The organism is Xanthobacter tagetidis (assembly GCF_003667445.1).
GTDB classification, from domain to species: Bacteria; Pseudomonadota; Alphaproteobacteria; order Rhizobiales; family Xanthobacteraceae; genus Xanthobacter; species Xanthobacter tagetidis.
In genome coordinates this window covers 208,453-229,695 of the sequence record NZ_RCTF01000008.1, presented here as the reverse complement: position 1 = coordinate 229,695, position 21,243 = coordinate 208,453, and the positions used below count along the sequence as shown (strand labels likewise).

At 69.3% G+C, this 21,243-nt stretch carries 21 protein-coding genes and 1 tRNA gene; 8 read left to right on the top strand and 14 right to left on the bottom strand.

All coding sequences use genetic code 11. The features are described 5' to 3' along the window. From D9R14_RS12095 to D9R14_RS23120, 4 genes are all read right to left on the bottom strand, one after another. Nucleotides 1-127 (bottom strand): GTP-binding protein (locus D9R14_RS12095; RefSeq protein ID WP_245420775.1); only part of this gene is annotated, 127 nt, incomplete at its 3' end. 343 nt (nt 128-470) lie between these two features. After that, nucleotides 471-1,991, bottom strand: coding sequence for an aldehyde dehydrogenase (locus D9R14_RS12090; protein ID WP_029554834.1), 1,521 nt, complete (start codon nt 1,989-1,991; stop codon nt 471-473). 20 nt (nt 1,992-2,011) lie between these two features. Continuing rightward, the gene (locus D9R14_RS12085) at nt 2,012-2,689 is read right to left on the bottom strand and encodes a GntR family transcriptional regulator (RefSeq protein WP_245420769.1); all 678 of its coding nucleotides are present in this window, start codon (nt 2,687-2,689) and stop codon (nt 2,012-2,014) included. 9 nt (nt 2,690-2,698) lie between these two features. Continuing rightward, the gene (locus tag D9R14_RS23120) at nt 2,699-2,959 is read right to left on the bottom strand and encodes a hypothetical protein (protein ID WP_170168578.1); all 261 of its coding nucleotides are present in this window, start codon (nt 2,957-2,959) and stop codon (nt 2,699-2,701) included. Here D9R14_RS23120 and D9R14_RS12080 point away from each other — a divergent pair. The 6 genes from D9R14_RS12080 (at nt 2,958) to D9R14_RS12055 (ending at nt 8,467) form a co-directional block, all read left to right on the top strand. Next, entirely contained in the window at nt 2,958-4,094 is a 1,137-nt protein-coding gene (locus tag D9R14_RS12080) for an ABC transporter substrate-binding protein (protein WP_245420766.1), read from the top strand. The genes D9R14_RS23120 and D9R14_RS12080 overlap by 2 nt on opposite strands. Nucleotides 4,095-4,354: 260 nt before the next feature. After that, nucleotides 4,355-5,215 carry a branched-chain amino acid ABC transporter permease gene (locus tag D9R14_RS12075; protein WP_121623580.1) on the top strand — a complete coding sequence of 287 codons (861 nt, stop codon included), beginning with the start codon at nt 4,355-4,357 and terminating at the stop codon, nt 5,213-5,215. Next, on the top strand, nt 5,212-6,198 hold the full coding sequence (locus tag D9R14_RS12070) for a branched-chain amino acid ABC transporter permease (protein ID WP_121623579.1): 987 nt from the start codon (nt 5,212-5,214) through the stop codon (nt 6,196-6,198). Before D9R14_RS12075 ends, D9R14_RS12070 begins: the two co-directional genes overlap by 4 nt. Further along, on the top strand, nt 6,191-6,934 hold the full coding sequence (locus D9R14_RS12065; protein WP_121623578.1) for an ABC transporter ATP-binding protein: 744 nt from the start codon (nt 6,191-6,193) through the stop codon (nt 6,932-6,934). The genes D9R14_RS12070 and D9R14_RS12065 overlap by 8 nt, the downstream gene beginning before the upstream one ends. Then, nucleotides 6,927-7,643, top strand: coding sequence for an ABC transporter ATP-binding protein (locus D9R14_RS12060; RefSeq protein ID WP_184759482.1), 717 nt, complete (start codon nt 6,927-6,929; stop codon nt 7,641-7,643). The genes D9R14_RS12065 and D9R14_RS12060 overlap by 8 nt, the downstream gene beginning before the upstream one ends. After that, on the top strand, nt 7,643-8,467 hold the full coding sequence (locus tag D9R14_RS12055; RefSeq protein WP_121623576.1) for an alpha/beta fold hydrolase: 825 nt from the start codon (nt 7,643-7,645) through the stop codon (nt 8,465-8,467). Before D9R14_RS12060 ends, D9R14_RS12055 begins: the two co-directional genes overlap by 1 nt. Before the next feature lie 25 nt (nt 8,468-8,492). Here the strand turns inward: D9R14_RS12055 and D9R14_RS12050 are convergent, their stop codons facing one another. The 9 genes from D9R14_RS12050 to D9R14_RS12010 form a co-directional block, all read right to left on the bottom strand. After that, nucleotides 8,493-9,578: a polysaccharide deacetylase family protein gene (locus D9R14_RS12050; RefSeq protein ID WP_121623575.1), complete on the bottom strand. Its 1,086-nt coding sequence runs from the start codon at nt 9,576-9,578 to the stop codon at nt 8,493-8,495. Nucleotides 9,579-9,932: 354 nt separating this feature from the next. Next, complete coding sequence (gene rfbA, locus D9R14_RS12045; protein ID WP_121623574.1) at nt 9,933-10,805, bottom strand: glucose-1-phosphate thymidylyltransferase RfbA; 873 nt, start codon at nt 10,803-10,805, stop codon at nt 9,933-9,935. Beyond that, entirely contained in the window at nt 10,802-11,713 is a 912-nt protein-coding gene (rfbD, locus tag D9R14_RS12040; protein ID WP_121623573.1) for a dTDP-4-dehydrorhamnose reductase, read from the bottom strand. Before rfbD ends, rfbA begins: the two co-directional genes overlap by 4 nt. Next, a complete protein-coding gene (gene rfbB / locus D9R14_RS12035; protein WP_121623572.1) occupies nt 11,710-12,759 on the bottom strand; it encodes a dTDP-glucose 4,6-dehydratase in 1,050 nt (349 codons plus the stop codon). Before rfbB ends, rfbD begins: the two co-directional genes overlap by 4 nt. Before the next feature lie 33 nt (nt 12,760-12,792). Continuing rightward, nucleotides 12,793-13,350 (bottom strand): dTDP-4-dehydrorhamnose 3,5-epimerase, encoded by a 558-nt coding sequence (gene rfbC / locus D9R14_RS12030; protein WP_121623571.1) that lies wholly within the window; start codon nt 13,348-13,350, stop codon nt 12,793-12,795. Between the two features lie 159 nt (nt 13,351-13,509). Further along, complete coding sequence (sseA, locus tag D9R14_RS12025; protein ID WP_121623570.1) at nt 13,510-14,358, bottom strand: 3-mercaptopyruvate sulfurtransferase; 849 nt, start codon at nt 14,356-14,358, stop codon at nt 13,510-13,512. A gap of 33 nt (nt 14,359-14,391) precedes the next feature. Continuing rightward, the gene (locus tag D9R14_RS12020) at nt 14,392-15,423 is read right to left on the bottom strand and encodes a cysteine synthase A (protein ID WP_121623595.1); all 1,032 of its coding nucleotides are present in this window, start codon (nt 15,421-15,423) and stop codon (nt 14,392-14,394) included. An 85-nt stretch (nt 15,424-15,508) separates the two neighbouring features. Beyond that, nucleotides 15,509-16,951, bottom strand: coding sequence for a cryptochrome/photolyase family protein (locus tag D9R14_RS12015; protein ID WP_121623569.1), 1,443 nt, complete (start codon nt 16,949-16,951; stop codon nt 15,509-15,511). A gap of 322 nt (nt 16,952-17,273) precedes the next feature. Continuing rightward, nucleotides 17,274-18,488, bottom strand: a complete 1,215-nt coding sequence (locus tag D9R14_RS12010; protein ID WP_121623568.1) for an NADP-dependent isocitrate dehydrogenase — start codon at nt 18,486-18,488, stop codon at nt 17,274-17,276. A 418-nt stretch (nt 18,489-18,906) separates the two neighbouring features. On the opposite strand from D9R14_RS12010, the gene D9R14_RS12005 reads away from it, so the two are divergent. Then, nucleotides 18,907-19,755, top strand: coding sequence for an RNA methyltransferase (locus D9R14_RS12005; RefSeq protein WP_121623567.1), 849 nt, complete (start codon nt 18,907-18,909; stop codon nt 19,753-19,755). 12 nt (nt 19,756-19,767) lie between these two features. Here the strand turns inward: D9R14_RS12005 and D9R14_RS12000 are convergent, their stop codons facing one another. Further along, nucleotides 19,768-20,667 carry an alpha/beta hydrolase gene (locus D9R14_RS12000; protein ID WP_121623566.1) on the bottom strand — a complete coding sequence of 300 codons (900 nt, stop codon included), beginning with the start codon at nt 20,665-20,667 and terminating at the stop codon, nt 19,768-19,770. Nucleotides 20,668-20,934: 267 nt separating this feature from the next. Between D9R14_RS12000 and D9R14_RS11995 the strand changes: the two genes are divergently transcribed. Further along, nucleotides 20,935-21,011: transfer RNA gene (locus D9R14_RS11995), tRNA-Met, on the top strand. Nucleotides 21,012-21,243: the final 232 nt, after the last annotated feature.

The following is a 21,243-nucleotide window of genomic DNA, read 5'->3' as shown; positions in this document are numbered from 1 at the left end:
TCGCGCCCCCAGACTCCGCCAGAATCTTCGTGATCGCAGCCGTCAGCGACGTCTTGCCATGGTCAACGTGACCAATGGTGCCGATGTTGCAGTGCGGCTTCGAACGGTTGAACTTCTCTTTGGCCATCGTTCTCTCTCAGTCGGTCGGCGCGCCGCACGGGCCGCGCTAAAAAAGCCGCCGTGGGATAGGGGGTTTCGGCCGCAGATGCAAGAGGAAGGGCCGGCGCGGACGGCCGGCCCCGGCGGCTGCGCACCTGAATGCGCCTGCCCTTTGCCTGCGGCGCCCGGGCATGGACCGGGCTTTGCCGCGCTTGGCGGCCTTGAGGGCACGTAGGACGGGCGGCTGGACATCGTCAAGATGGTCCGCCTCACGTGCCGGCACCATGATCCGCTGGTCCAAAACCGCCCATGGGGGTCCGCGCGATGGCGCCAGGCATCGTGCGGACCGTGCTGTCGCCGTGTTGCCGCCCTCAGTTGAGGCGCGGCTGCTGCGACGTGCCCTTGTACCAGTCGAAGGGCTTACCCTCGGTCGAGAGCATCACCGACTTCACGTCGAAATGGTCGTTGAAGCTCTCGATGCCGAACTCGCGGCCGATGCCGCTGTCGTCCACGCCGCCCCAGGGCGAGGCCGGATCGAGGCGGTGGTGGTCGTTGATCCAGACGATGCCGGCCTTCACCTTCGCCGCCACGCGATGGGCGCGATGGACATCGCGGGTGCGGATGGCGGCGGCGAGGCCGAACGGGCTGTCATTGGCGATGGCGAGGGCTTCCTCCTCCGTCTCGAAGGGGATCACCACCGTGAAGGGGCCGAACACCTCCTCGCGGGCGATGCGCATGTGGGGCGCCACATCGGCGAACACGGTGGGTTCCACGAAGAAGCCGTTCTCGTGGCCGGGCACGATGCGCCGCTGGCCGCCGGCCACGAGGCGCGCACCATCGTCATGGCCCGCCTGCACGAAGGAGAGCACGCGGTCGAGCTGGCGCTGGGAGACCACGGGGCCGAGCTGGGTCTCGGGATCGCGGGGATCGCCGATGCGGATGGCCTTGGTCTTGGCGGCGAGGCGCTCCACGAACTCGTCATAGATGGTCTTCTGAACGATGTGCCGGGCGGCGCAGACGCAGGTCTGGCCCGCGCCCACGAAGGCGCCGAAGGCGGCATAGTTCACCGCCTGCTCCACGTCGTAATCGTCGAACACCATCACCGGCGTCTTGCCGCCCAGCTCCAGCGTCTGGTGCGCGAAGACCTTCGCCGCCGCCGAGCCGGCGATGCGGCCGGCCTCGGTGCCACCGGTGAGCACCAGCTTGTTGATGTCGTGATGCTCGGCGAGGAAGCGGCCGGAACTGGCGCCGATGCCGTTGACCACATTGAACACGCCGGGCGGCAGGCCGTTGTCGCTCATCAGCTTCGCCAGGCGCAGCGTGGTGAGGGGCGTGTATTCCGAGGGCTTCACCACCGTGGTGCAGCCGGAGGCGAGCACCGCCGCCAGCGACTTGCACAGGATCATCAGCGGGTGGTTGAAGGGCGTGCAATTGGCCACCACGCCGATGGGCGTGCGGCGGGTGTAGTTGAGATAATTGCCTTCCACCGGGATCACGTCATCGCGGCGGGCGAGCGCGAGGCCGCCGAAATAGCGCAGGAAGTCCGGCAGGCGGCCGAGCTGGGCGCGGGTCTCGTTCACCGGCCGGCCGTTGTTCTGGGTTTCGAGCTGGTAAAGCTCCGGCAGCGCGGTCTCGAAGGCGTCGGCGATGCGGTTGATGAGCTTCACCCGCTCGCGGATGGCCATGCCGCCCCAGGCGTCGCCGTTGAAGGCGGCGCGGGCGCTCTTCACCGCCGCATCCACGTCTTCGCGGGTGCTGTCGGGAATGATGGCTATGACGGCGCCGGTGGCGGGATTCTTCACCTCCACCGTGCCGCCGCCGATGCTCTCCACCTCGCGGCCATCGATGAAATTGCCCCGCGCCGCGACGGCGGCTTCGGCTTTGGCGTTCATGACGTTTCTCCGGTTTTTTCTCAAAGGACGACGGCGTGGCGCGACAGGGCCGCGACCACCCGTTTCTCGGCATCGGCGATATGGTCCCGCAGCAGGCGGGCGGCCTTGCGGCCGTCGCGGGACTGGAGCGCCTCGATGATGGCGACGTGCTCGGCGATCAGCCGGTCGGGGTCGCGCCCCTGCATGGTGCCGATGCTGACCAGCACCAGACGATCCGCCTGCGCGACGAGGTCCGCCACCTCCTCGCGCATGCGGCGGTGCGGGGCGCACATGGCGACGGCCACGTGGAAGGCGCGGTTGTAGCGGATGAAGTTGGACTTGGTGGCGTCGAAGGTCCGGTAGGCGTCGAGGGCCGCTAGCGTCTGGTCCGAAGCGTGCCGGGCTGCGTCCGCTGCGCAGGCCGGCTCCATCACCTCGCGGAAGCGGAAGATGTCGCGCGCATCCGCGAGCGAGACCGGGTTCACCCGGTAGCCCTGGCGCGGAATAACCGTGATGAGGCGCTCCTGCTCCAGCCGCAGCAGCGCCTCGCGCACGGGCTGCTTGCTCACCTCGAAGCGGGCGGCCAGCTCCTGCTCGCGCAGTTCCTCGCCGGGCTGCAGCAGGCAGGCGAGAATCTCCTCCTTGAGCCGCGCATAGACCGCTTCCCGCAGCAGGCCAGGCCCGCTTATGCCCATATCAGCGGGGGCATCATCGTCCATCAACATATTTCAGACCTCGGTAAACTTGAGATCATCATGAGCGGACATTGCATAGTCATCAACGCCAAAATGGCACTTGACGATGGATTTCCGATCTGCGTGAAATATCACAACAATGATTTTTGCCGTCAAGAGCATCTCAGGGAGATCGGAAATGCCGAGGATGACCACCCGCGCCGCAGCCTGCTCGTGGCTTGCCGCGACGGCCCTTTCCGCGCTTGCCGCCTGGCCGGTGGCGGCGCAGCAGCCCCCCATTAAGGTCGGCTTCATGACGGTGCGCTCCGGCGCGCTGGCGGCCGGCGGCAAGCAGATGGAGCAGGGCATGGAATATTGCCTCGCCGAGCGGGGCGGCATGATGGGCGGCCGCAAGGTGGAGCTCATCACGGTGGACACCGCCGGCCAGCCCGCCACCACCAAGACCCGCGCCCAGGAGCTGGTGGAGCGCGAGCGCGTCAACGCCATCATCGGCCCGCTCGCCGCCTTCGAGGCGCTGGCCATCGACGACTATATCCGCCAGGTGGGCGTGCCGGTGATCTCGCCGTCCGCGGCGGCTGAAGACCTCACCCAGCGCAAGGTGAACCCGTGGTTCGTGCGCGCCGTGGGCACCTCCGCCCAGGCCAACCACGCGCTCGGCGAATATGCCGCCAAGGACCTGAAGCTCAAGCGCGTCGCCACCATCGGCGACGACTTCGCCTTCGGCCACGAGGCCACCGCCGGCTTCCAGCGCGCCTTCGAGGACAATGGCGGACAGGTGGTGCAGAAGCTGTGGCCGCCGCTGAACGTCGCCGACTACGGCAGCTACATCAGCCAGATCCGCACCGACGTGGATGCGGTCTACGCCGCCTTCGCCGGCGGCAACGGCCTGCGCTTCCTCCAGCAGTACGCCGAATACGGCGCGCCGGTGAAGGTGATCGCGCAGATGACCACGGTGGACGAGGGCATCCTCAAGTCCATGGGCAAGGAAGCGGTCGGCGTCATCTCCTCCGGCTGGTACACGGCGACCCAGGACGTGCCCGGCAACAAGGAATTCGCCGCCGGCATCCGCGCCAAGTACGGCGCCGACCCCGGCTACTACACCGCCGGCGCCTACGAGGCGTGCGCCTTCCTGGACGCCGCGGTGAAGGCGATCGACGGCAAGGTGGAGGACAAGCAGGCGCTCATGAAGGCCCTGCGCGCGGTGAAGCTGGAGAAGGGACCCTTCGGCGAGGTCACGCTCGACGAATATGGCAATCCCATCATGACCGTGACCATCCGCAAGACCGAGGAGAAGGACGGCAGGCTCCAGAACGTGGTCATCAAGACCTATCCGAAGGTCACGCAGTTCTGGACCTACGATCCCAAGGCCTTCCTCGCCGATCCGGTCTACAGCCGCGACTACCCGCCGGCGAAGAACCTCGGGAAGTGATTTCGGGGATTTAAGCCCCGGACTTCTCCCTGCTGAGAGCCGTCATGCCCCGGCTTGTCCGGGGCATCCACCACGCCGCTTGCCGGCTGCATGACTCCCGGCAACCGGCCCGGTCGCATCGTGGATCCCTCGGAACCCGGCTGATGCCGGGTTCCGTCCTCTCAAGCGGCAGTCGGCAACAGCCGACTGCCGGACAAGCCGGGGGATGACGGCTCGATAGGCATCGTCCCGGGCCCCTCCTTCCTTTCCGAGGACCAATCATGGCCTTCTGGATCAGCCAAAGCCTCAATGCCCTGGCGCTCGGCGGGCTGCTGTTCATGCTGGCCTCCGGCTTCAGCCTCATCTTCGGGCTGATGCGGGTGGCGAACCTCGCCCATGGCGCCCTGTTCATGCTGGGGGCCTATCTCGGCCTCGCGGTGGTGAAGGCCGGGTTCGGCTTCTGGGTCGCGGCGGCGTCGGCCGCCGTGGCGGTGGGCCTGTTCGGCGGGGTGCTTGAGCGCACGCTGCTGCGCCGCCTCGCCGGGCGCACCCTGCCGCAGGTGCTGCTCACGCTCGGCCTCGCCTTCATCATCGCCGATGCTTGCCTGATGTTGTGGGGCGGCGACCCCATGCGCCTGCCGCCGCCGCCGGAACTGTCCGGCGCGGTGCGCATCGGCGATGCGGTGTTCCCGCGCTACCGGCTGTTCGTCATCGGCGCCTCGGCTGCGGTTGCGCTGGGGCTGTGGCTTCTCGTGGAGCGCACGCGCGCCGGCGCAATGATCCGCGCGGCGGTGGACGACGTGGGCATGGCCCGCGCCATCGGCGTCTCCGCCTCCACCCTCTTCACCGCCGTGTTCTGCCTTGGCACCGCCTTGGCGGGGCTCGGCGGCGTAATCGGCGGCCCCATCCTCTCGGTCTATCCCACCCTCGACCAGGACATGCTGCCGCTGGCCCTGCTGGTGGTCATCCTCGGCGGCGCCGGCAGCCTCATTGGGGCATTCGTCGGCGCCTACGCCATCGGCTTCATCTACACGTTCGGACAGGTGCTCGTGCCCGACCTCGCCTATGTGATCCTGTTCCTGCCCATGATCGCGGTGCTCTCCGTGGCGCCGCAGGGCCTGTTCGGCCGGAGGCTCGGATGAGCCCGCGCATCCTGCCCTTCATCATGGTGCTGGCGGCCATGGCCATGGTGCCGCTGGTCTCCACCTCGCCGTTCTATGTGAACCTCACCAGCCAGGTGGCGATCGCCGCCATCGGCGCGCTGGGGCTGAACGTGCTGGTCGGACATGCCGGGCTGAATTCCCTCGGCTTCGCGGTGTTTCCGGGGCTGACCGCCTATCTCGTGGCCTGGCTCTCCACCGTCGGCGGCTTTGATCCCGTCCCGGCTGCACTCCTGGCCATCGGCGGCACGCTTGCGGCGTCGATGCTGTTCGCGCTCGTCGCCTTGCGCACCACCGGGCTCGGCTTCGTCATGATCACCATGGCGCTGTGCCAGATCGTCTGGGGCGCGGCCTATCGCTGGACCTCGGTGACAGGCGGCGACAACGGCCTGTCCGGCGTGCCGCGCCCCGGCGGCGCCGTCCTGCCTCTGGAGCGTCCGGAATGGTTCCTGTGGCTGTGCCTGTGCGTCCTGGCGCTGGCGCTGCTCCAGCTCGGCCGCTTCTTCGACAGCCCGCTCGGCGTGGCGCTGCGCGGCACCCGCGATCAGCCGCGCCGCATGAGCGCGGTCGGCTATGACGTCTGGCGCATCCGCTTCGTCGCCTGGATGCTGGCGGCCGGCTGGGGCGCGGCGGCCGGCCTGCTCTATGCCTGGTACCACCAGTTCGTCAGTCCGCACATGATGGCGGTGACGGCCTCCGCCGAGGTGCTGCTGATGGTGGTGGCGGGAGGCGCCGGGACGCTGGCCGGCCCCCTTATCGGCGCGGCGCTGGTCGTGCTGCTGAAGAACCTCGCCTCCATCTGGATCGACCGCTGGATGATGCTGCTGGGCGTGACCTTCGTCGTGATCGTCCTGCTGATGCCGGACGGCATCGTTCCGGGCCTCGGCCGGCTCACCGCCTGGCTGCGCCGGTTCCGTCCCGCGCCTGCCCCAGCCCTCGTGCCGCGGGAGCGCACCGATGGCTGAACCGGCTCTTCATATTGCGGGACTGTCCAAGCAGTTCGGCGGCCTGCCGGCGGTCTCCGACGTCAGCCTCGCCATCATGCCGGGCGAGCGGCACCTGCTGCTCGGCCCCAACGGCGCCGGCAAGACCACGCTGTTCAACCTGATCTGCGGCGACCTGGCGCCGACCCTGGGCTCCATCCGCCTGTTCGGCGCCGAGCTGGTGGGCCTGCCGCCGCGCAAGCGCACCGCCTTCGGCCTCGCGCGGACCTACCAGATCCTGACCCTGTTCCCGCACGAGACCATCTGCCGGAACGTGATGCTGGCGCTGAACGGCCTCAAGGCCGGCAAGTGGGGCACCTGGCGCGCCTTCGAGGCCAACCGGGCGCTGCGCGCCGAGGCCATGGCGATCCTGGACCGGGTCCGCCTGGCCGATCTTGCCGATCGGCCCGTCTCCCAGACCGCCTACGGGGACCGCCGCCGCCTGGAGATCGCCATGGCACTCGCGCTCTCGCCGCGCGTCCTGCTGCTGGACGAGCCGCTGGCCGGCCTCTCGCGCGACGAGCGCGTCACGGTCCAGGACCTGCTGGCCAACCTGCCGCCCGACGTCACGGTGGTCCTGATCGAGCACGACATGGATGTCGCCTTGGCGTTCGCGGAACGCATCACCCTGCTCCACCACGGCCGCGTGGTCGCCACGGGAAGCCGCGCGGAGATTGCCGCCGATCCCCGCACCCGGGAGGTCTATCTCGGTGCCTGAAGCCCTGATCCTCAGCGACCTCCACGTCTATCACGGCGAGATCTGCGCCGTCCGAGGCCTGGACATCACCTGCGCCGAAGGCGCCGTCACCGCCTTGCTCGGCCGCAACGGCGCCGGCAAGTCGACCACGCTCAGCGCCATCGCCGGCCTGCTGGAACCCCGGCAGGGGCACATCCGCCTGTTCGGCACCGCGCTGGAGGGCCGCAAGCCGGAAAGCATCTGCAAGCTCGGCATCGGCCTCGTGCCGCAGGGGCGGCGCATCTTCCCCTCGCTCACCGTCGAGGAGCACCTCGCCATCGCCTACCGGCCGCCGCGCCACGCGGCGGAGCGGGTGTTCGACATCGCTTCCGTCGAGACGCTGTTCCCGCGCCTGAAGGAGCGGCGCCGGCAGCTTGCCGGCTCCATGTCCGGCGGCGAGCAGCAGATGCTGGCCATCGCCCGCGCCCTCGTCACGAACCCGCGCGTGCTGCTGCTGGACGAGCCGGCCGAAGGCCTCGCCCCGCAGATCGTCGCCGAGGTGGCGCAGGCGATCGCCGCGCTGAAGGCGGACGGGCTCTCGATCCTGCTGGTGGAGCACAACCTGCCGCTAGCGCTGCGCCTCGCCGACACCTGTGTCGTCCTGTCGTCGGGCGAGGTGGCGTGGCGCGGCGCGCCGAACATCCTTGCCGACGACCCCGCCCTCATGGCCCAACATCTCGGAGTACACTGATGCTGACCGCCAACAGCCGCGCCGCCGGCCTCACCGCGCACGTGACCGGCACGGGTCCCAGCATCGTGTTTCTCCACTCGCTGCTGTCCGATCGCGGCAGCCTGGAGCCGGTGGTGCCGCTGCTTTCGGGAGACTTCCGTCTGGTGCTGCTCGATCTGCCGGGCTTCGGAGGATCGCCGCGAGCGCCTGGCGGCCTCGACGGGCAGGCCGATGCGATCGCGAAGGCGGTGACTGAGGCGTGCCCCGGCGAGGCGCCGATCCTGGTCGGCAACGGCTACGGCGCGTTCCTGGCGCTCGCCACGGCTCTGCGCCATCCGCAGCTGAGCGGCGGCCTGTTCCTGGCCGGCTGCGGCGCCGCCTTCTCCGAACCGGGGCGCGGCGCTTTCCGCTTCATGGCGGGCAAGGCTGAGGAGAGCGGCCTTGAGGCCATCGCGCAGACGGCCATGCTGCGGCTGTTCCCGCCGGCGATGGCGGCGCGGGTGCCGCAAATCGTGGCGGAGCGGCGGGCGAGCTTCCTCGCCACCGACCCGCAGGTGTTCGGCGAGGCCTGCGGCCTTCTCGCCTCGCTCGACCTCAGGCAGGAGGCGCGCCGGCTGCCTGTGCGCCTTTTCGCCTGCGTCGGCGCCCTGGACGAGGCGACTCCACCGGCGATGGCGCGCGAACTGGCCGATCTCGTGCCTGACGGCACATTTTACGAGATCGCGGACTGCGCCCACGTGCCGACCCTGCAGGCGCCCGACACGGTCGTCGACCTGCTGCGCCGCTTTGCGGCCGGCGGGGTTGGTGAACGCGCGCACGCCGAGGCATCGACCCGGCCGGCATGATGCGGCCGGCGGCGCGGCAGCCCGATCAGTAGACGCCGGCGCTGCGGGCCGGCGCGCCGGTGGCCGCGGGCTTCGGTGCGGAGGCTGCGGCCGGCTTCGTGCCGGACGGCGCCGCGGGCTTGGTGCCAGCCTGCGCGCCGGGCTTGGGCGCACCGGCGGAAGCCGTGGGCTTGGCGTTGGCCTGCGCCGCCGGCTTCGGCTTCTGACCCGCATGGACCGATGCAACCATCGGCGCCTTCAGCGGCTTGTCCATGGCCACCATCTGCGACAGCGTCGCGAACTTGTAGCCCTTGGCGATCAGCTCATCGAGAATGCGCGGCATCGCGTCCACGGTGGTGGGGTAGATGTCGTGCGAGAGCACGATAGCGCCGGGCTTCACCTGCGCCAGGATGGCATCATGGACCGCCTGGCTGTTGCGGTTCTTCCAGTCGTTGGGGTCCACCGACCAGTTGACGATGGTGAGGCCGTATTTCTCTTCGATCAGCGTGCGCAGCGACGGCTTCATGGTGCCGTAGGGCGGGCGCAGATAGATCGGCCGCTTGCCGGTGGCCTGCAGGATCACTTCGGAGGTGTTGCCCAGCTCCTTGTCCAGCGCCGCCTGGCTGATGCGGGTGAGCTGCGGATGGCTCCAGGAGTGGCTGCCGATCTCGTGGCCCTCGTCCGCGATCATCTTCAGCAGTTCGGGATGCTTGGCGGCCATGTTGCCGAGCACGAAGAAGGTGGCCTTGATGTTCCGCTCGTGCAGCGTCTTCAGCAGCCGCGGCGTCGTCTCGGGGCTCGGGCCGTCGTCGAACGTCATGGCGATGTAGGCGCCGTCCACGTCGAACGACTTGTAGGTGTAGTTCTTGCGCGGCGCCACCGGCGCCGGGGCGGCCGGTTCCGGCGCGGGCGCAGGAGCCGCGGCCGGCTGGACGGCGGCAGCCGTCTTCTGGCCCGCAGTGGCCGGCTTGCTCTGCGCGGCCTGCCCTGAGCCGGCGGGGGCCGCCGGCTGGGAAATGGACTGCGTGGTCGCCGGACCGTCGTCCGCAGCGATCAGGAACGGGGTAACGGCCACGCCCGCGCCCAAGGCGGCGGCAGCCACAAAACCAGTGACGATGAGGAGCGGCTTCACGGCGGCGATATCCCGACCTTAAGTTCGATCTCCCTGAATCGTCACAGGTTTTTGTGGATAAATCGTGAAGCACAACCCGCAATCAGGCCGCGATTTGCCGAATGGCGCCTTTGCTTTTGCTGATGTCGGGCGGGGATACCATCGCGGAGGCAGCCGAATGCCGTCGCTGCCCAAGTCGTGCCGAAAAGGAGATGCCCGCGCGCGTCCCCGGTGCCGAGGCGGCCAGGGCGTCATCGGGGCCGTCGGCTGCGATGCGCGACAGGCCCGGTCTGCTGGGCGCCGTTCTCGCCCTCCAATTGATGGCGAGAACGCGGTATCCGATCAGCTCGCGGTGCAAGCTGATCGGCGTGGGCTCTAGATGCCCTCGTCCGCGAGGCGGGACAGGTAGGCGCCGTAGGTGGACTTGGCGAACACCTTCGCCTGGGCGCGCAGCTGCACCTCGTCGATGAAGCCGGCGCGGAACGCCACCTCCTCGGGCGCGGAGACCCGAAGGCCCTGCCGCTTCTCGATGATCTGCACGAACTGCGCCGCCTCCACCAGAGAATCCGGCGTGCCGGTGTCGAGCCAGGCGAAGCCGCGCCCCATCATGGAGACGTGCAGTTGGCCGCGCTCCAGATAGGCCTTGTTCACGTCGGTGATCTCGATTTCGCCGCGCGGCGAGGGCGTCAGGCCGGCGGCGATCTCCACCACTTGGTTGTCGTAGAAATAGAGCCCGGTCACGGCGAGGTTGGACTTGGGGCTTGCCGGCTTCTCCTCGAGCGAGAGCACGCGGCCGGTCTTGTCCATCTCCACCACGCCGTAGCGCTCCGGGTCGGTCACGGGATAGCCGAACACCGTGGCGCCCTCGGTGCGGCGCGCGGCGTCCTGCATCAGCTCGGGCAGGCCGTGGCCGAAGAACAGATTGTCGCCCAGCACCAGCGCCACGTGTTCGTCGCCGACGAAGTCGCGGCCGACGATGAAGGCATCGGCGAGTCCGCGCGGATGCTCCTGCACCGCATAGGTCAGCGAGATGCCGAACTGCGAGCCGTCCTTCAGCAACGCCTTGAACAGCGCCGCGTCGTGGGGCGTGGTGATGATGAGGATATCCTTGATGCCCGCCATCATGAGCGTGCACAGCGGATAATAGATCATCGGCTTGTCGTAGACCGGCAGAAGCTGCTTCGACACGACCAGGGTGATGGGGTGGAGCCTGGTGCCGGAGCCCCCGGCGAGGATGATGCCCTTCACTTTGCCTCCTCGGTGCGCGTCCCGGCAGCCGTGGCGCCGAGAAGCTGGTCCACCACTTCGCGCGCCCGTTCAGGCCAGGGCGCGGCCTTGTAGCCGAATGTGCGCTCGAACAGCGCGCTCGAAAGCTCGGAATTCCGGGGCCGCCGGGCCGGCGTGGGATATTCGGCGGTGGTGATGGGGGCGACCTCCGGACTGCGGCCGGTGTGCGCCGCCGCCGCCGCGACGATGGCGCTGGCAAAGCCGTGCCAGGTAGTCGCGCCGGTGCCGGCGAAATGATAGGTGCCGAACCGCGCCTCGCCCTTCGCCGCCGCCTCGGCCGCCGCCAGCAGTGCCTCGGCGAGGTCGCGCGTGGCGGTGGGGCAGCCGCGCTGGTCCGCCACCACGGTCAGTCGGTCGCGCTCGCCCGCAAGGCGCAGCATGGTCTTCAGGAAATTGTTGCCGTACGGGCCGTAGACCCACGAGGTGCGCACGATCACGTGCCGCTCGGTGGCGGCGCGCACCGCCGCCTCGCCGGCCGCCTTGGTGCGCCCGTAGACGCCGAGCGGCGCCACCGGGTCGGCCTCCACATAGGCGCCCTGCTTGGTGCCGTCGAACACATAGTCGGTGGAGACATGGACCAGCGGTGTGCGGTACCGCGCGCAGCGCTCGGCCATGTGGCCGGGAGCGAAGGCATTGGCGCGCGCGGCCAGCTCCGGCTCGCTCTCGGCCTTGTCCACGGCGGTATAGGCCGCGGCATTGATGACCGCGTTTGGCCGGTGCGCCTCCAGCGCGCGCGCCACCGCCACGGGGTCGCACACGTCGATGGCGGCGCGGTCGAGGGCGACGAGGTCCAGCCCGCGCGCCCCGGCGAGGCCGCAGATCTCGCGGCCGAGCTGGCCGCCGGCACCGAACAGGAGAATGCGCATCACGAGGCGAGGCCCAGGCGCTGGCCCTGGTAGCGGGTGCGCAGCGGCTCCCACCAGTCTCGGTTCGCGAGATACCAGTCGACGGTCGCCTCAAGACCGCTCTCGAAGCTGTGGCGCGGGGTCCAGCCGAGTTCGCGTTCGAGCTTGGAGAAGTCGATGGCGTAGCGCGCGTCGTGGCCCGGGCGGTCGGTGACGAAGCGGATCAGGCTTTCGCGCGGGCCGATCCGCGCATCGGGAACGCGCCGGTCGAGCACGCCGCAGATGGCGCGCACCACGTCGATGTTGCGGCGCTCGCTGGCGCCGCCCACATTGTAGCTCTCGCCCGGCCGGCCCTTGGTGGCGATCAGCACCAGCGCCTCGGCGTGATCCTCCACAAAGAGCCAGTCGCGCACATTCTCGCCGGTGCCGTAGACCGGCAGCGGGGCGCCTTCGAGCGCGTTGAGGATGACGAGCGGGATCAGCTTCTCGGGGAAGTGGTAGGGGCCGTAATTGTTCGAGCAGTTCGACATCACCGCCGGCAGGCCATAGGTGTGGAACCACGCCCGCACCAGATGGTCCGACGCCGCCTTGGAGGCGGAATAGGGGGAGTTCGGCTGGTAGGGGGTGTCCTCGCGGAACAGGCCCTCCGGGCCGAGGCTGCCGAACACCTCGTCGGTGGAGATGTGGTGGAAGCGGAACGCCGCGCGCGCGCTCTCGGGCAGCGCGCGGAAATGGCGCAGCGCCTCCTGGAGCATGGTGTAGGTGCCGACCACGTTGGTGTTGATGAACTCGCCCGGCCCGTCGATGGAGCGGTCGACATGGCTCTCGGCGGCGAGGTGCATCACCAGTTCGGGCCGGAAGGAGGAGAAGGCGGCGCGCACCGCGGCGGCGTCGCAGATGTCGGCCTTCAGGAACGTGTGCCGGGCGTGATCCATCACGCCCGCCAGCGAGCCGAGATTGCCGGCATAGGTCAGCTTGTCGAAGGTGAGCACCTCGTGCCCGAGCCCGATCAGGTGCCGCACCACGGCCGAACCGATGAAGCCCGCGCCCCCCGTCACCAATACGCGCATGCGATCCGCCCACCTTTGCCGCCGCTCCGCCGTTCAGGCGAAGGGGCTGTCGAAATCCTTGAAGCGGGGCAGCACCAGGTCCTTGTCGGACAGCACCGCCGCTCCGGCCGCGACGCTCCAGTCGATGGCGAGGTCGGGGTCGTTCCAGATGATCCCGCGCTCGCTGTCCCGGTCGTAGACGGCGTCCACCTTATAGGCGACGCGGGTTCCCGGTGCGAGTGTGACAAAGCCGTGGGCAAACCCCTGCGGGATGAAGAGCTGCTCGCCGCCCTCCGCGGTGAGCGTCGCGCCGACCCAGCGGCCGTAGCTGGGAGAGCTCCTGCGCACGTCGATCGCCACGTCGAAGATCGCGCCGTCCAGCACGCGCACCAGCTTCGCCTGGGCGAACGGGGGCGCCTGGAGATGCAGGCCGCGGATCGTGCCGACCGTCTCCGACAGGCTCTCATTGTCCTGCACGAAGTCGGCGCGGATGCCGCCGGCTTCGTATCGCGGCTTCACATAGGTCTCGCAGAAATAGCCGCGGGCGTCGCCGAAGCGGCGCGGCGTCGCGAGGATCACCTCGGGAAGGGCGAGCGGCGTGAACGTGGTCATGGTGCGCGGTTGGCCTTCGGCGTGCGGCGGGCGGGAAACTGAGCGCTTCTAGAGCGGGAACCGGCGCGAGGGAAGATTTCCGGCGCGGGGAACGGCCCGAAAATCGGCCGGTCCACTTCCGCTTGCGCGGCCTCTCCCCTGCGGGAGCGCGCCGGGTGGTCAGGCGCCGTCGGTCTCCACGGGCTTGCCGCTGGAGGCCCACTCGCTCCACGAGCCGTCATAGAGCGCCAGCGGGCGCTTGCCGATGCGCTCCAGCGCCAGCCAGAGGATGGCGGCGGAGACGCCGGAGCCGCAGGTGGTGATGACCGGGCGCGCCAGATCGAGTCCGGCCCCGTCCACCGCCGTGCGGATGGTGTCGGCATCGGCGAGGCGGCCGTCCGCCACCACGGCGGAATGGGGCAGGTTGAGCGCGCCCGGCATGTGGCCGGAGGGCAGGCCGGTGCGCGGCTCCGGCGCGGTGCCGGCGAAGCGCTCCTTCGAGCGCGCGTCCAGCAGCTGCGCGCTGCCGGTGCCGAGCGCGCGCTCCACCTGGGCCGTGTCCGCTACCACCGTGCGGTCGAGCCGCGCGGTGAAATGGGACGGGGCGCGGGTGGCCGGGCCGCTTTCGGTCTCGCGCTCCTCGGCCAGCCACTTGGGCAGGCCGCCGTCGAGCAGCATCACCTCGGAGGCGCCGAACGCCTTGAAGGTCCACCATACCCGCGGCGCGGAGAACAGGCCGAGCGCGTCATAGACGACGATCCGCAGGCCGTCGCCGATGCCGAGCGCGCTCACCTCGCGGGCGAAGGTGTTGGGGTCCGGCAGCATGTGCGGCAGGCTGCTGGAATGGTCGGAGATGCCGTCGAGGTCGAAGAACACCGCGCCGGGAATGTGCCGCTCCAGGAACTCCGCCCGCCCGTCGCGCCCGGTGGGCGCCAGGTGCCAGGAGGCGTCCACCACCACAAGGTCGGGCGCGCCGAGGTTCGCGGCGAGCCATTCGGTGGAGACGAAGGGGCTGGGGGCGGCAGGCATCCTGAGGGTCCTCCTGTTGTTGTTCTGGGGGCCTCAGACGAGCACGTTCGGCACCTCGCCCTTGCGCTCAAGCCACCCGGGGACGGGCAGGTTCTTGCCACGAAGGAAGTCGGGATTGAAGAGCTTCGACTGATAGCGCGTGCCGTAGTCGCACAGGATGGTGACGATGGTGTGCCCCGGCCCCATCTCCTTGGCGAGGCGGATGGCGCCCGCGACGTTCACCCCGGAGGAGCCGCCGAGGCACAGGCCCTCGTGCTCCAGCAGGTCGAACACGATAGGCAGCGCCTCCTCGTCGGGGATCTGGAATGCGGTGTCGATGGGCGCGCCTTCGAGATTGGCGGTGATGCGGCCCTGGCCGATGCCTTCGGTGATCGAGGAGCCCTCGGCGTGCAGCGCGCCGGTGGTATAATAGGAGTAGAGCGCCGCCCCCATGGGATCGGCGCAGGCGATGCGGACGTCCGGGTTGCGCGCCTTCAGCGCCATGGCGATGCCGGCCAGCGTGCCGCCGGTGCCGACCGCGCAGGTGAAGCCGTGCACCTTGCCGCCGGTCTGCTCCCAGATTTCCGGGCCGGTCGTGTCCATATGCGCCTGCCGGTTCGCCACATTGTCGAACTGGTTGGCCCAGATGGCGCCGTTCGGCTCGCTCTTGGCCAGCGCCTCGGCGAGGCGGCCAGAGACCTTCACGTAGTTGTTGGGGTTGGAATAGGGCACCGCCGGCACCTCCACCAGGGTCGCGCCGGCGAGGCGGAGCATGTCCTTCTTCTCCTGGGACTGGGTCTCCGGAATGACGATGACGGTCCTGAAGCCCAGCGGCGCCGCCACGAGGGCGAGGCCGATGCCGGTATTGCCGGCGGTGCCCTCCACGATCACCCCGCCGGGCTGCAGCGCCTTGCGTGCGATCGCGTCCTGGATGATGCCGAGCGCGGCGCGGTCCTTCACCGACTGGCCGGGATTGAGGAACTCGGCCTTCCCGAGAATCTCGCATCCCGTCATCTCGGAGGCGCGCTTCAGGCGGATGAGGGGGGTGTGGCCGATGGCATCGAGAAGCCCGTCGCGAATGGTCATGATGAAGCCTTCAAGCAATTTTCCAGCGTAAATTAGCGATCCGGCCACATTCCATCAACTGAATACGGCGATAATTGAGATCACATTATTTTTTTGTAGATTTAAGGGCCCGCAGTGCCCGCTCCCGGGCCGCCGCATGGTCGATGATCGGCTTGGGATAGGTGATGCCGAGCCGGACCCCGGCGGCGGCGAGGGTGCCGGCATCGGCGGTCCATGGCTTGTGGATCACGGCGTTCGGCAGCTTCGCCAGTTCCGGCACATAGCGCCGGACATAGGCGCCGTCGGGGTCGAACTTCTCGCCCTGCATCACCGGGTTGAAGATGCGGAAATAGGGCGCGGCGTCGAGCCCACTGCCCGCCACCCATTGCCAGCTTGCCGGGTTGTTCGCCGGGTCCGCGTCCACCAGCGTGTCCCAGAACCAGGCCTCTCCCAGCCGCCAGTCCATCAGCAGGTGCTTCGCCAGGAAGGAGGCGACCACCATGCGCACGCGGTTGTGCATCCATCCGGTCTGCCAGAGCTGGCGCAGGCCGGCATCCACCAGCGGATAGCCGGTGCGCCCGCGCTGCCAGGCCTTCAGCTCGCCCGGCGCCTCGCGCCAGGGGAACTGATCGAACGCCTCCTGGATGTTGCGGCGGGCGATGTCGCCGTCTTCTGCGAGCAGGTGGTAGGAGAATTCCCGCCAGTAGAGTTCGGCCTCGAACTTGTCCGCGTCGCGCTGCGGCGCTGCGCCCCCGGCCGCTGCATGCCGCACGGCGGCGCGCACCTGTCTCGGCGATATCTCGCCGAAGCGCAGGTGCGGCGAGAGCCGGGAGACGTGGAGAAGGTCGGGCCGGTCGCGGCCCACCGCATAGCCGGGAAGCCCGTCCTCGATGAAGGCGGCGAGCCGTTCGCGCGCGGCCGCCTCGCTTGGCGTCCAGGCCTCCCGCAGCCCGCCGGCCCAGTCGGGCCGCCGCGGCTCAAGGCCCCAGCTTTCGAGCGTCTCGCCGGACAAGGTGCCGGCGAACCCGGTGAGGCGGGCGGGCGTGGGCAGGGGGGCGGCGACGGGTTGCTTCAGAGCGGCGCGGTGGAAGGCGGAGAAGGTGCGCGGCATGCGCCCGGCCGCCGTCATCACGGTGCCGGGCGGGTGGAGGAGGTGCGCGCAGTCGCGGGCCACCTCCCGTTCCTCGCTGCGCAAGAGTTCCGCCACCTTGCGGTCGACCTTGGCTTCCGCCGCGCCGGCCCGGTCGTTGAAGGCCACGAGGCCGGCGCCGATCTGCGCTGCCACCTCGCCCACCGCCCGCGCTGCCGGGCCGCGGCGCAGAACCAGCTGCACGCCGTGGCGGGAGAGGTCGACCTGAAGCGCCCGGAGCGAGCCGGCGAGCCACCAGCGCGCCGCCCCGCCGGGCGGGCGGATGCCGGGGCTGTCCTCGTCGAGCACATAGAGGGCGCAGACCGGCCGGCCGTCTTCGGCGGCGCGGGTGAGAGCGGGGTTGTCGGCGAGGCGCAGGTCGTCGCGCAGCCAGACCAGAGCAGGGGTGTGGGACGGCATGATGCAAGTCCTTACGCACCCGCGGCCCGGTCGGTTCACGGGTCTCGGCGCCCTTCCCCGGATCCGTCCGGTGACGTGCTGGTCCGGCCGCCGGCTGCTGCGATGCAAAAATGCTTCGCAGCTCCAATTGGATAGCGCGTTTCGCGTCGGCTGTGAACAGCGGGCCGCCGATCGCGTCCGGTTCGCCTTCACCTCCAGCGCCCATGGAGCCGGCCGCCCGCAAACGGCGAGGGGGCGCGGCGCGCACGTCGCGGCGCCTCAGGTGAACAAAAAACGCCGCCGGGAGGCCCGGCGGCGTTGTCCTCAATCTCTTCTGGCCGCCTCAGGCGGCCATGGCTTTCGTGAGGTTCTCGGAGATCTTGTCCAGGAAGCCGGTGGTGGAAAGCCACTTCTGGTCGGCGCCGACCAGGAGCGCGAGGTCCTTGGTCATGAAGCCGGCCTCGACCGTGTCCACGCAAACCTTCTCCAGCGTCGCGGCGAACTTCGCGAGTTCCGCATTGTCGTCGAGCTTGGCGCGGTGGCTGAGGCCGCGGGTCCAGGCGAAGATGGAGGCGATGGAGTTGGTGGAGGTCTCCTTGCCCTTCTGGTGCTCGCGGTAGTGGCGCGTGACGGTGCCGTGGGCGGCTTCCGCCTCCACGGTCTTGCCGTCCGGCGTCATCAGCACCGAGGTCATGAGGCCGAGCGAGCCGAAGCCCTGGGCCACGATGTCGGACTGCACGTCGCCGTCATAGTTCTTGCAGGCCCACACATAGCCGCCGGACCACTTCATGGCCGCGGCCACCATGTCGTCGATCAGGCGGTGCTCGTAGGTGATGCCCAGCTTGTCGAACTCGGCCTTGAATTCGGCCTCGTAGATCTCCTGGAAGATGTCCTTGAAGCGGCCGTCATAGGCCTTCAGGATGGTGTTCTTCGTGGAGAGGTAGACCGGATACTTGCGCACCAGGCCGTAGTTCAGCGAGGCGCGGGCGAAGTCGCGGATCGACTCATCCAGGTTGTACATGGAGAGCGCGACGCCGGCGCCGGGGAACTTGTAGACCTCCTTCTCGATCTTCGTGCCGTCCTCGCCCACGAAGGAGATGGAGAGCGTGCCCTTGCCGGGCACCTTGAAGTCGGTGGCGCGGTACTGGTCGCCGAAGGCGTGGCGGCCCACCACGATGGGCTGGGTCCAGCCCGGCACCAGGCGCGGCACGTTCTTGCAGATGATGGGCTCACGGAAGATAACGCCGCCCAGGATGTTGCGGATGGTGCCGTTGGGCGACTTCCACATTTCCTTGAGGTTGAATTCCTTAACGCGCGCCTCATCGGGGGTGATGGTCGCGCACTTCACGCCCACGCCGTGCTTCTTGATGGCTTCCGCCGCGGCGATGGTGACCTTGTCGTCGGTGGCATCCCGGTTCTCGACCGACAGATCGTAATATTCGAGGTCGATGTCGAGATAGGGATAGATCAGCTTGTCCTTGATGTACTGCCAGATGATCCGGGTCATCTCGTCGCCGTCGAGTTCGACGACCGGATTTGCCACCTTGATCTTCGCCATGGGTCGGCCTTTCGCGCGTGCTCTAAGAGCCTTGGGGAAACGGGGGGACGACCTCCGGCGCGGCTCTCGCGCCGGCAATCCTCCGGCGCCGCCGCTATAGCATCGCCGCGGTGCACTGCAAAAGCGCCAAACGCGGCGCGCGCGCTCGTCTTTGGACTGAGGAGCGCCATCCCCCGTTCCCCGGCCCAGCGACACCGAAGGTGGAGCGCCGAGCCTGAGTCCAGGGGAAACTCCCGCGCAGCGGGCAAAACCCGGACGCGACGCCGGAGAAGAGCAAGACCGCCTTCGTCGAATTCTCGCGCTGGGTCCCGGCTCTCCTCCCGCTGCGCTTCGCTCCGCTCCCGTCGGCCGGGACGCGAGGGCGGCTCTCGACTTTCCCCTGCCGGACGTGCGAGAGAGCGCGTCTTGAGGGAAGACGATGCCAGGTTCCGGAACCGACAGCACCAAGCCCTGGATCGTCGGCGGCCCGGCGGTGATCCTGGTGGAGCCCCAGCTTGGGGAGAATATCGGCTCGGCGGCGCGCGCCATGGGCAATTTCGGCCTGTCGCGGCTGCGCATCGTCAATCCGCGCGAGGGCTGGCCGAACGAGAAGGCGCGCGTGTTCAGCGCCGGCGCCGACCGAATCCTGGACGGCGCGGAGCTGTTCCCGGACCTGCGCGCGGCCCTTGCCGGCACCCGCTACGCCTTCGCCGCCACCGCCCGCGAGCGCGGCATGGCGAAGCCCGTGCTCGGCGCCGATGCTGCCGCCGCCGACACCCTCGCGCGCCTCTCCGCCGGCGAGGACGTGGCCCTGGTATTCGGCCGCGAGCGCACCGGGCTCTATACCGAGGAGGTATCCTTGTGCGATGCCATCCTCACGCTGCCGGTGAACCCGGCCTTCGCCTCGCTCAACCTTGCCACCTGCGTGGCGGTGACGGGCTATGAATGGTCCAAGGCGGCGAGCGCCGGCGCGCTTCCCTTCGCCCCGCCGGACCGCTCGCCGCTGGCCGACAAGGCGGACCTGTTCGCCTTCTTCGACCATCTGGAAGGGGCGCTGGAAGAGGCGGGCTTCTTCCGCTCTGCGGAGAAGCAGCCCTCCACCACCCGCAACATCCGCAACATCTTCCACCGCCTCGGCCTGACCAAGCAGGACCTCGCCACGCTGCACGGCGCCGTGGCGGCACTGGTGGAGGGCCGCGAAGGGCGCGAGGCGCGCAAGGCCGAGAACAATGCCCGCGCGGCGGAAAAGGCTGTGGAACGGCGCGCCCGGCGCGAGCGCGGCGACTGAGGCGCCCGGCGCTCAGCCGAGCTGCGCCCGCGCGAAGGCGCCCATTTCCGCCAGCGCCGCGCGCCCCGCCGCGAGGCGCGCATGCCAGATCGGCCAGGCATGGATCATGCGCGGCCACACGGAGAGCGTCGCCCGCCCGTCCGCCAGCGCCAGGCGCCGGGCGAGCCGCACCGCATCGTCCAGCAGCGTCTCGGCCGTGCCCACCTGGATCAGCGCCGGCGGCAGGCCGGCAAGGTCGCCATAGAGCGGGGACACCAGCGGATCGTCCGCCGGCGTGCGGCCGGCGAGATAGGCCTCCGCCAGCTCCTGGAGATAGCCGCGGTGGATCAGTGGGTCGTCCGCGTCCTTCTCGGCGATGCTGGCGCCGGTGATCTTGAGGTCGGTCCAGGGCGAGACCAGCCACAGGCCGGCGGGCAGGGGCAGTCGCTCCGCCTTCAGCGCGAGGCAGAGCGCGAGGGTCAGGCCGCCACCGGCGCTGTCGCCGCCCACCAGGATGTCGCCCGGCCCGTAGCCCTGCGTGGCGAGGAAATCCCACGCCGCGCGGGCGTCCTCGAGAGCGGCGGGGAAGGGATGCTCCGGCGCGCGCCGGTAGTCGATGGCGAGCGTGCGAATGCCGGCGGCGCGGCCAGCGCCGGTGACCATGGTGCGGTGGCTCTTCAGCGAGCCGGAGAGATAGCCGCCGCCATGGAAGAACAGCAGGGCCTTTCTGGCATCGCTCCCCGGTGCCAGCGACCATTCCGCTGCCATGGCGCCGATCTGAAGCGGCGCCATGGCGATGTCGAGTGGAATGGGATCGATGGCGGTGATCGACTCCATGCGCGCGCGCCGCTCGGCAAGATTGGCGGGCCGGGGGCTTGCGGCGATCAGCGCGCGCAGCGCCGCGATCTCGTGCCGGTCATCGGGCGGCGTCATGGGCGTCCTCCTGTGCTTCGGAGAAAGCATAGCGGGTCGCGGCCACGCGGGAACGCGTCAGGCCGGCCCCGCCCGAAGGTCGCCGGTGCCTGCCGGCGTGGGCTTCTGGACCCGGCGGATCCTGCCCGCGCCTCGGCGCGCGGCGGCGCCGTCCACAGGGGCAGGCGGCCTGACGCTTTTTTATCCATCGCCCCTTTCAATTGGGAGCGCAGGTTGCTACATACGCCTCCTCGCCGCCCGGCCGCTTCGCCGGCTCAGCGGTGATGACGCGGGGTGGAGCAGCCCGGTAGCTCGTCAGGCTCATAACCTGAAGGTCGCAGGTTCAAATCCTGCCCCCGCAACCAAACTTTCCTTGATTTATCAAGATGTTCTCAAGGGTCGCTGCAAGGCGGCCCTTTGCGTTTTGGATTGCGGTCCGCACCCGGTCCGCACCGACAGGGATCGCGGGCTCGACATTGCGTTTGAGCCGGTGTCCCCACTTGAGGTGCATTGCTGCGGCTTGAGGGACCATCGCTGCATCGCAGGATCGACCTTATGGCACCGCATATGTTAGCTGCCTTGGGGTTCTCGGGGGGA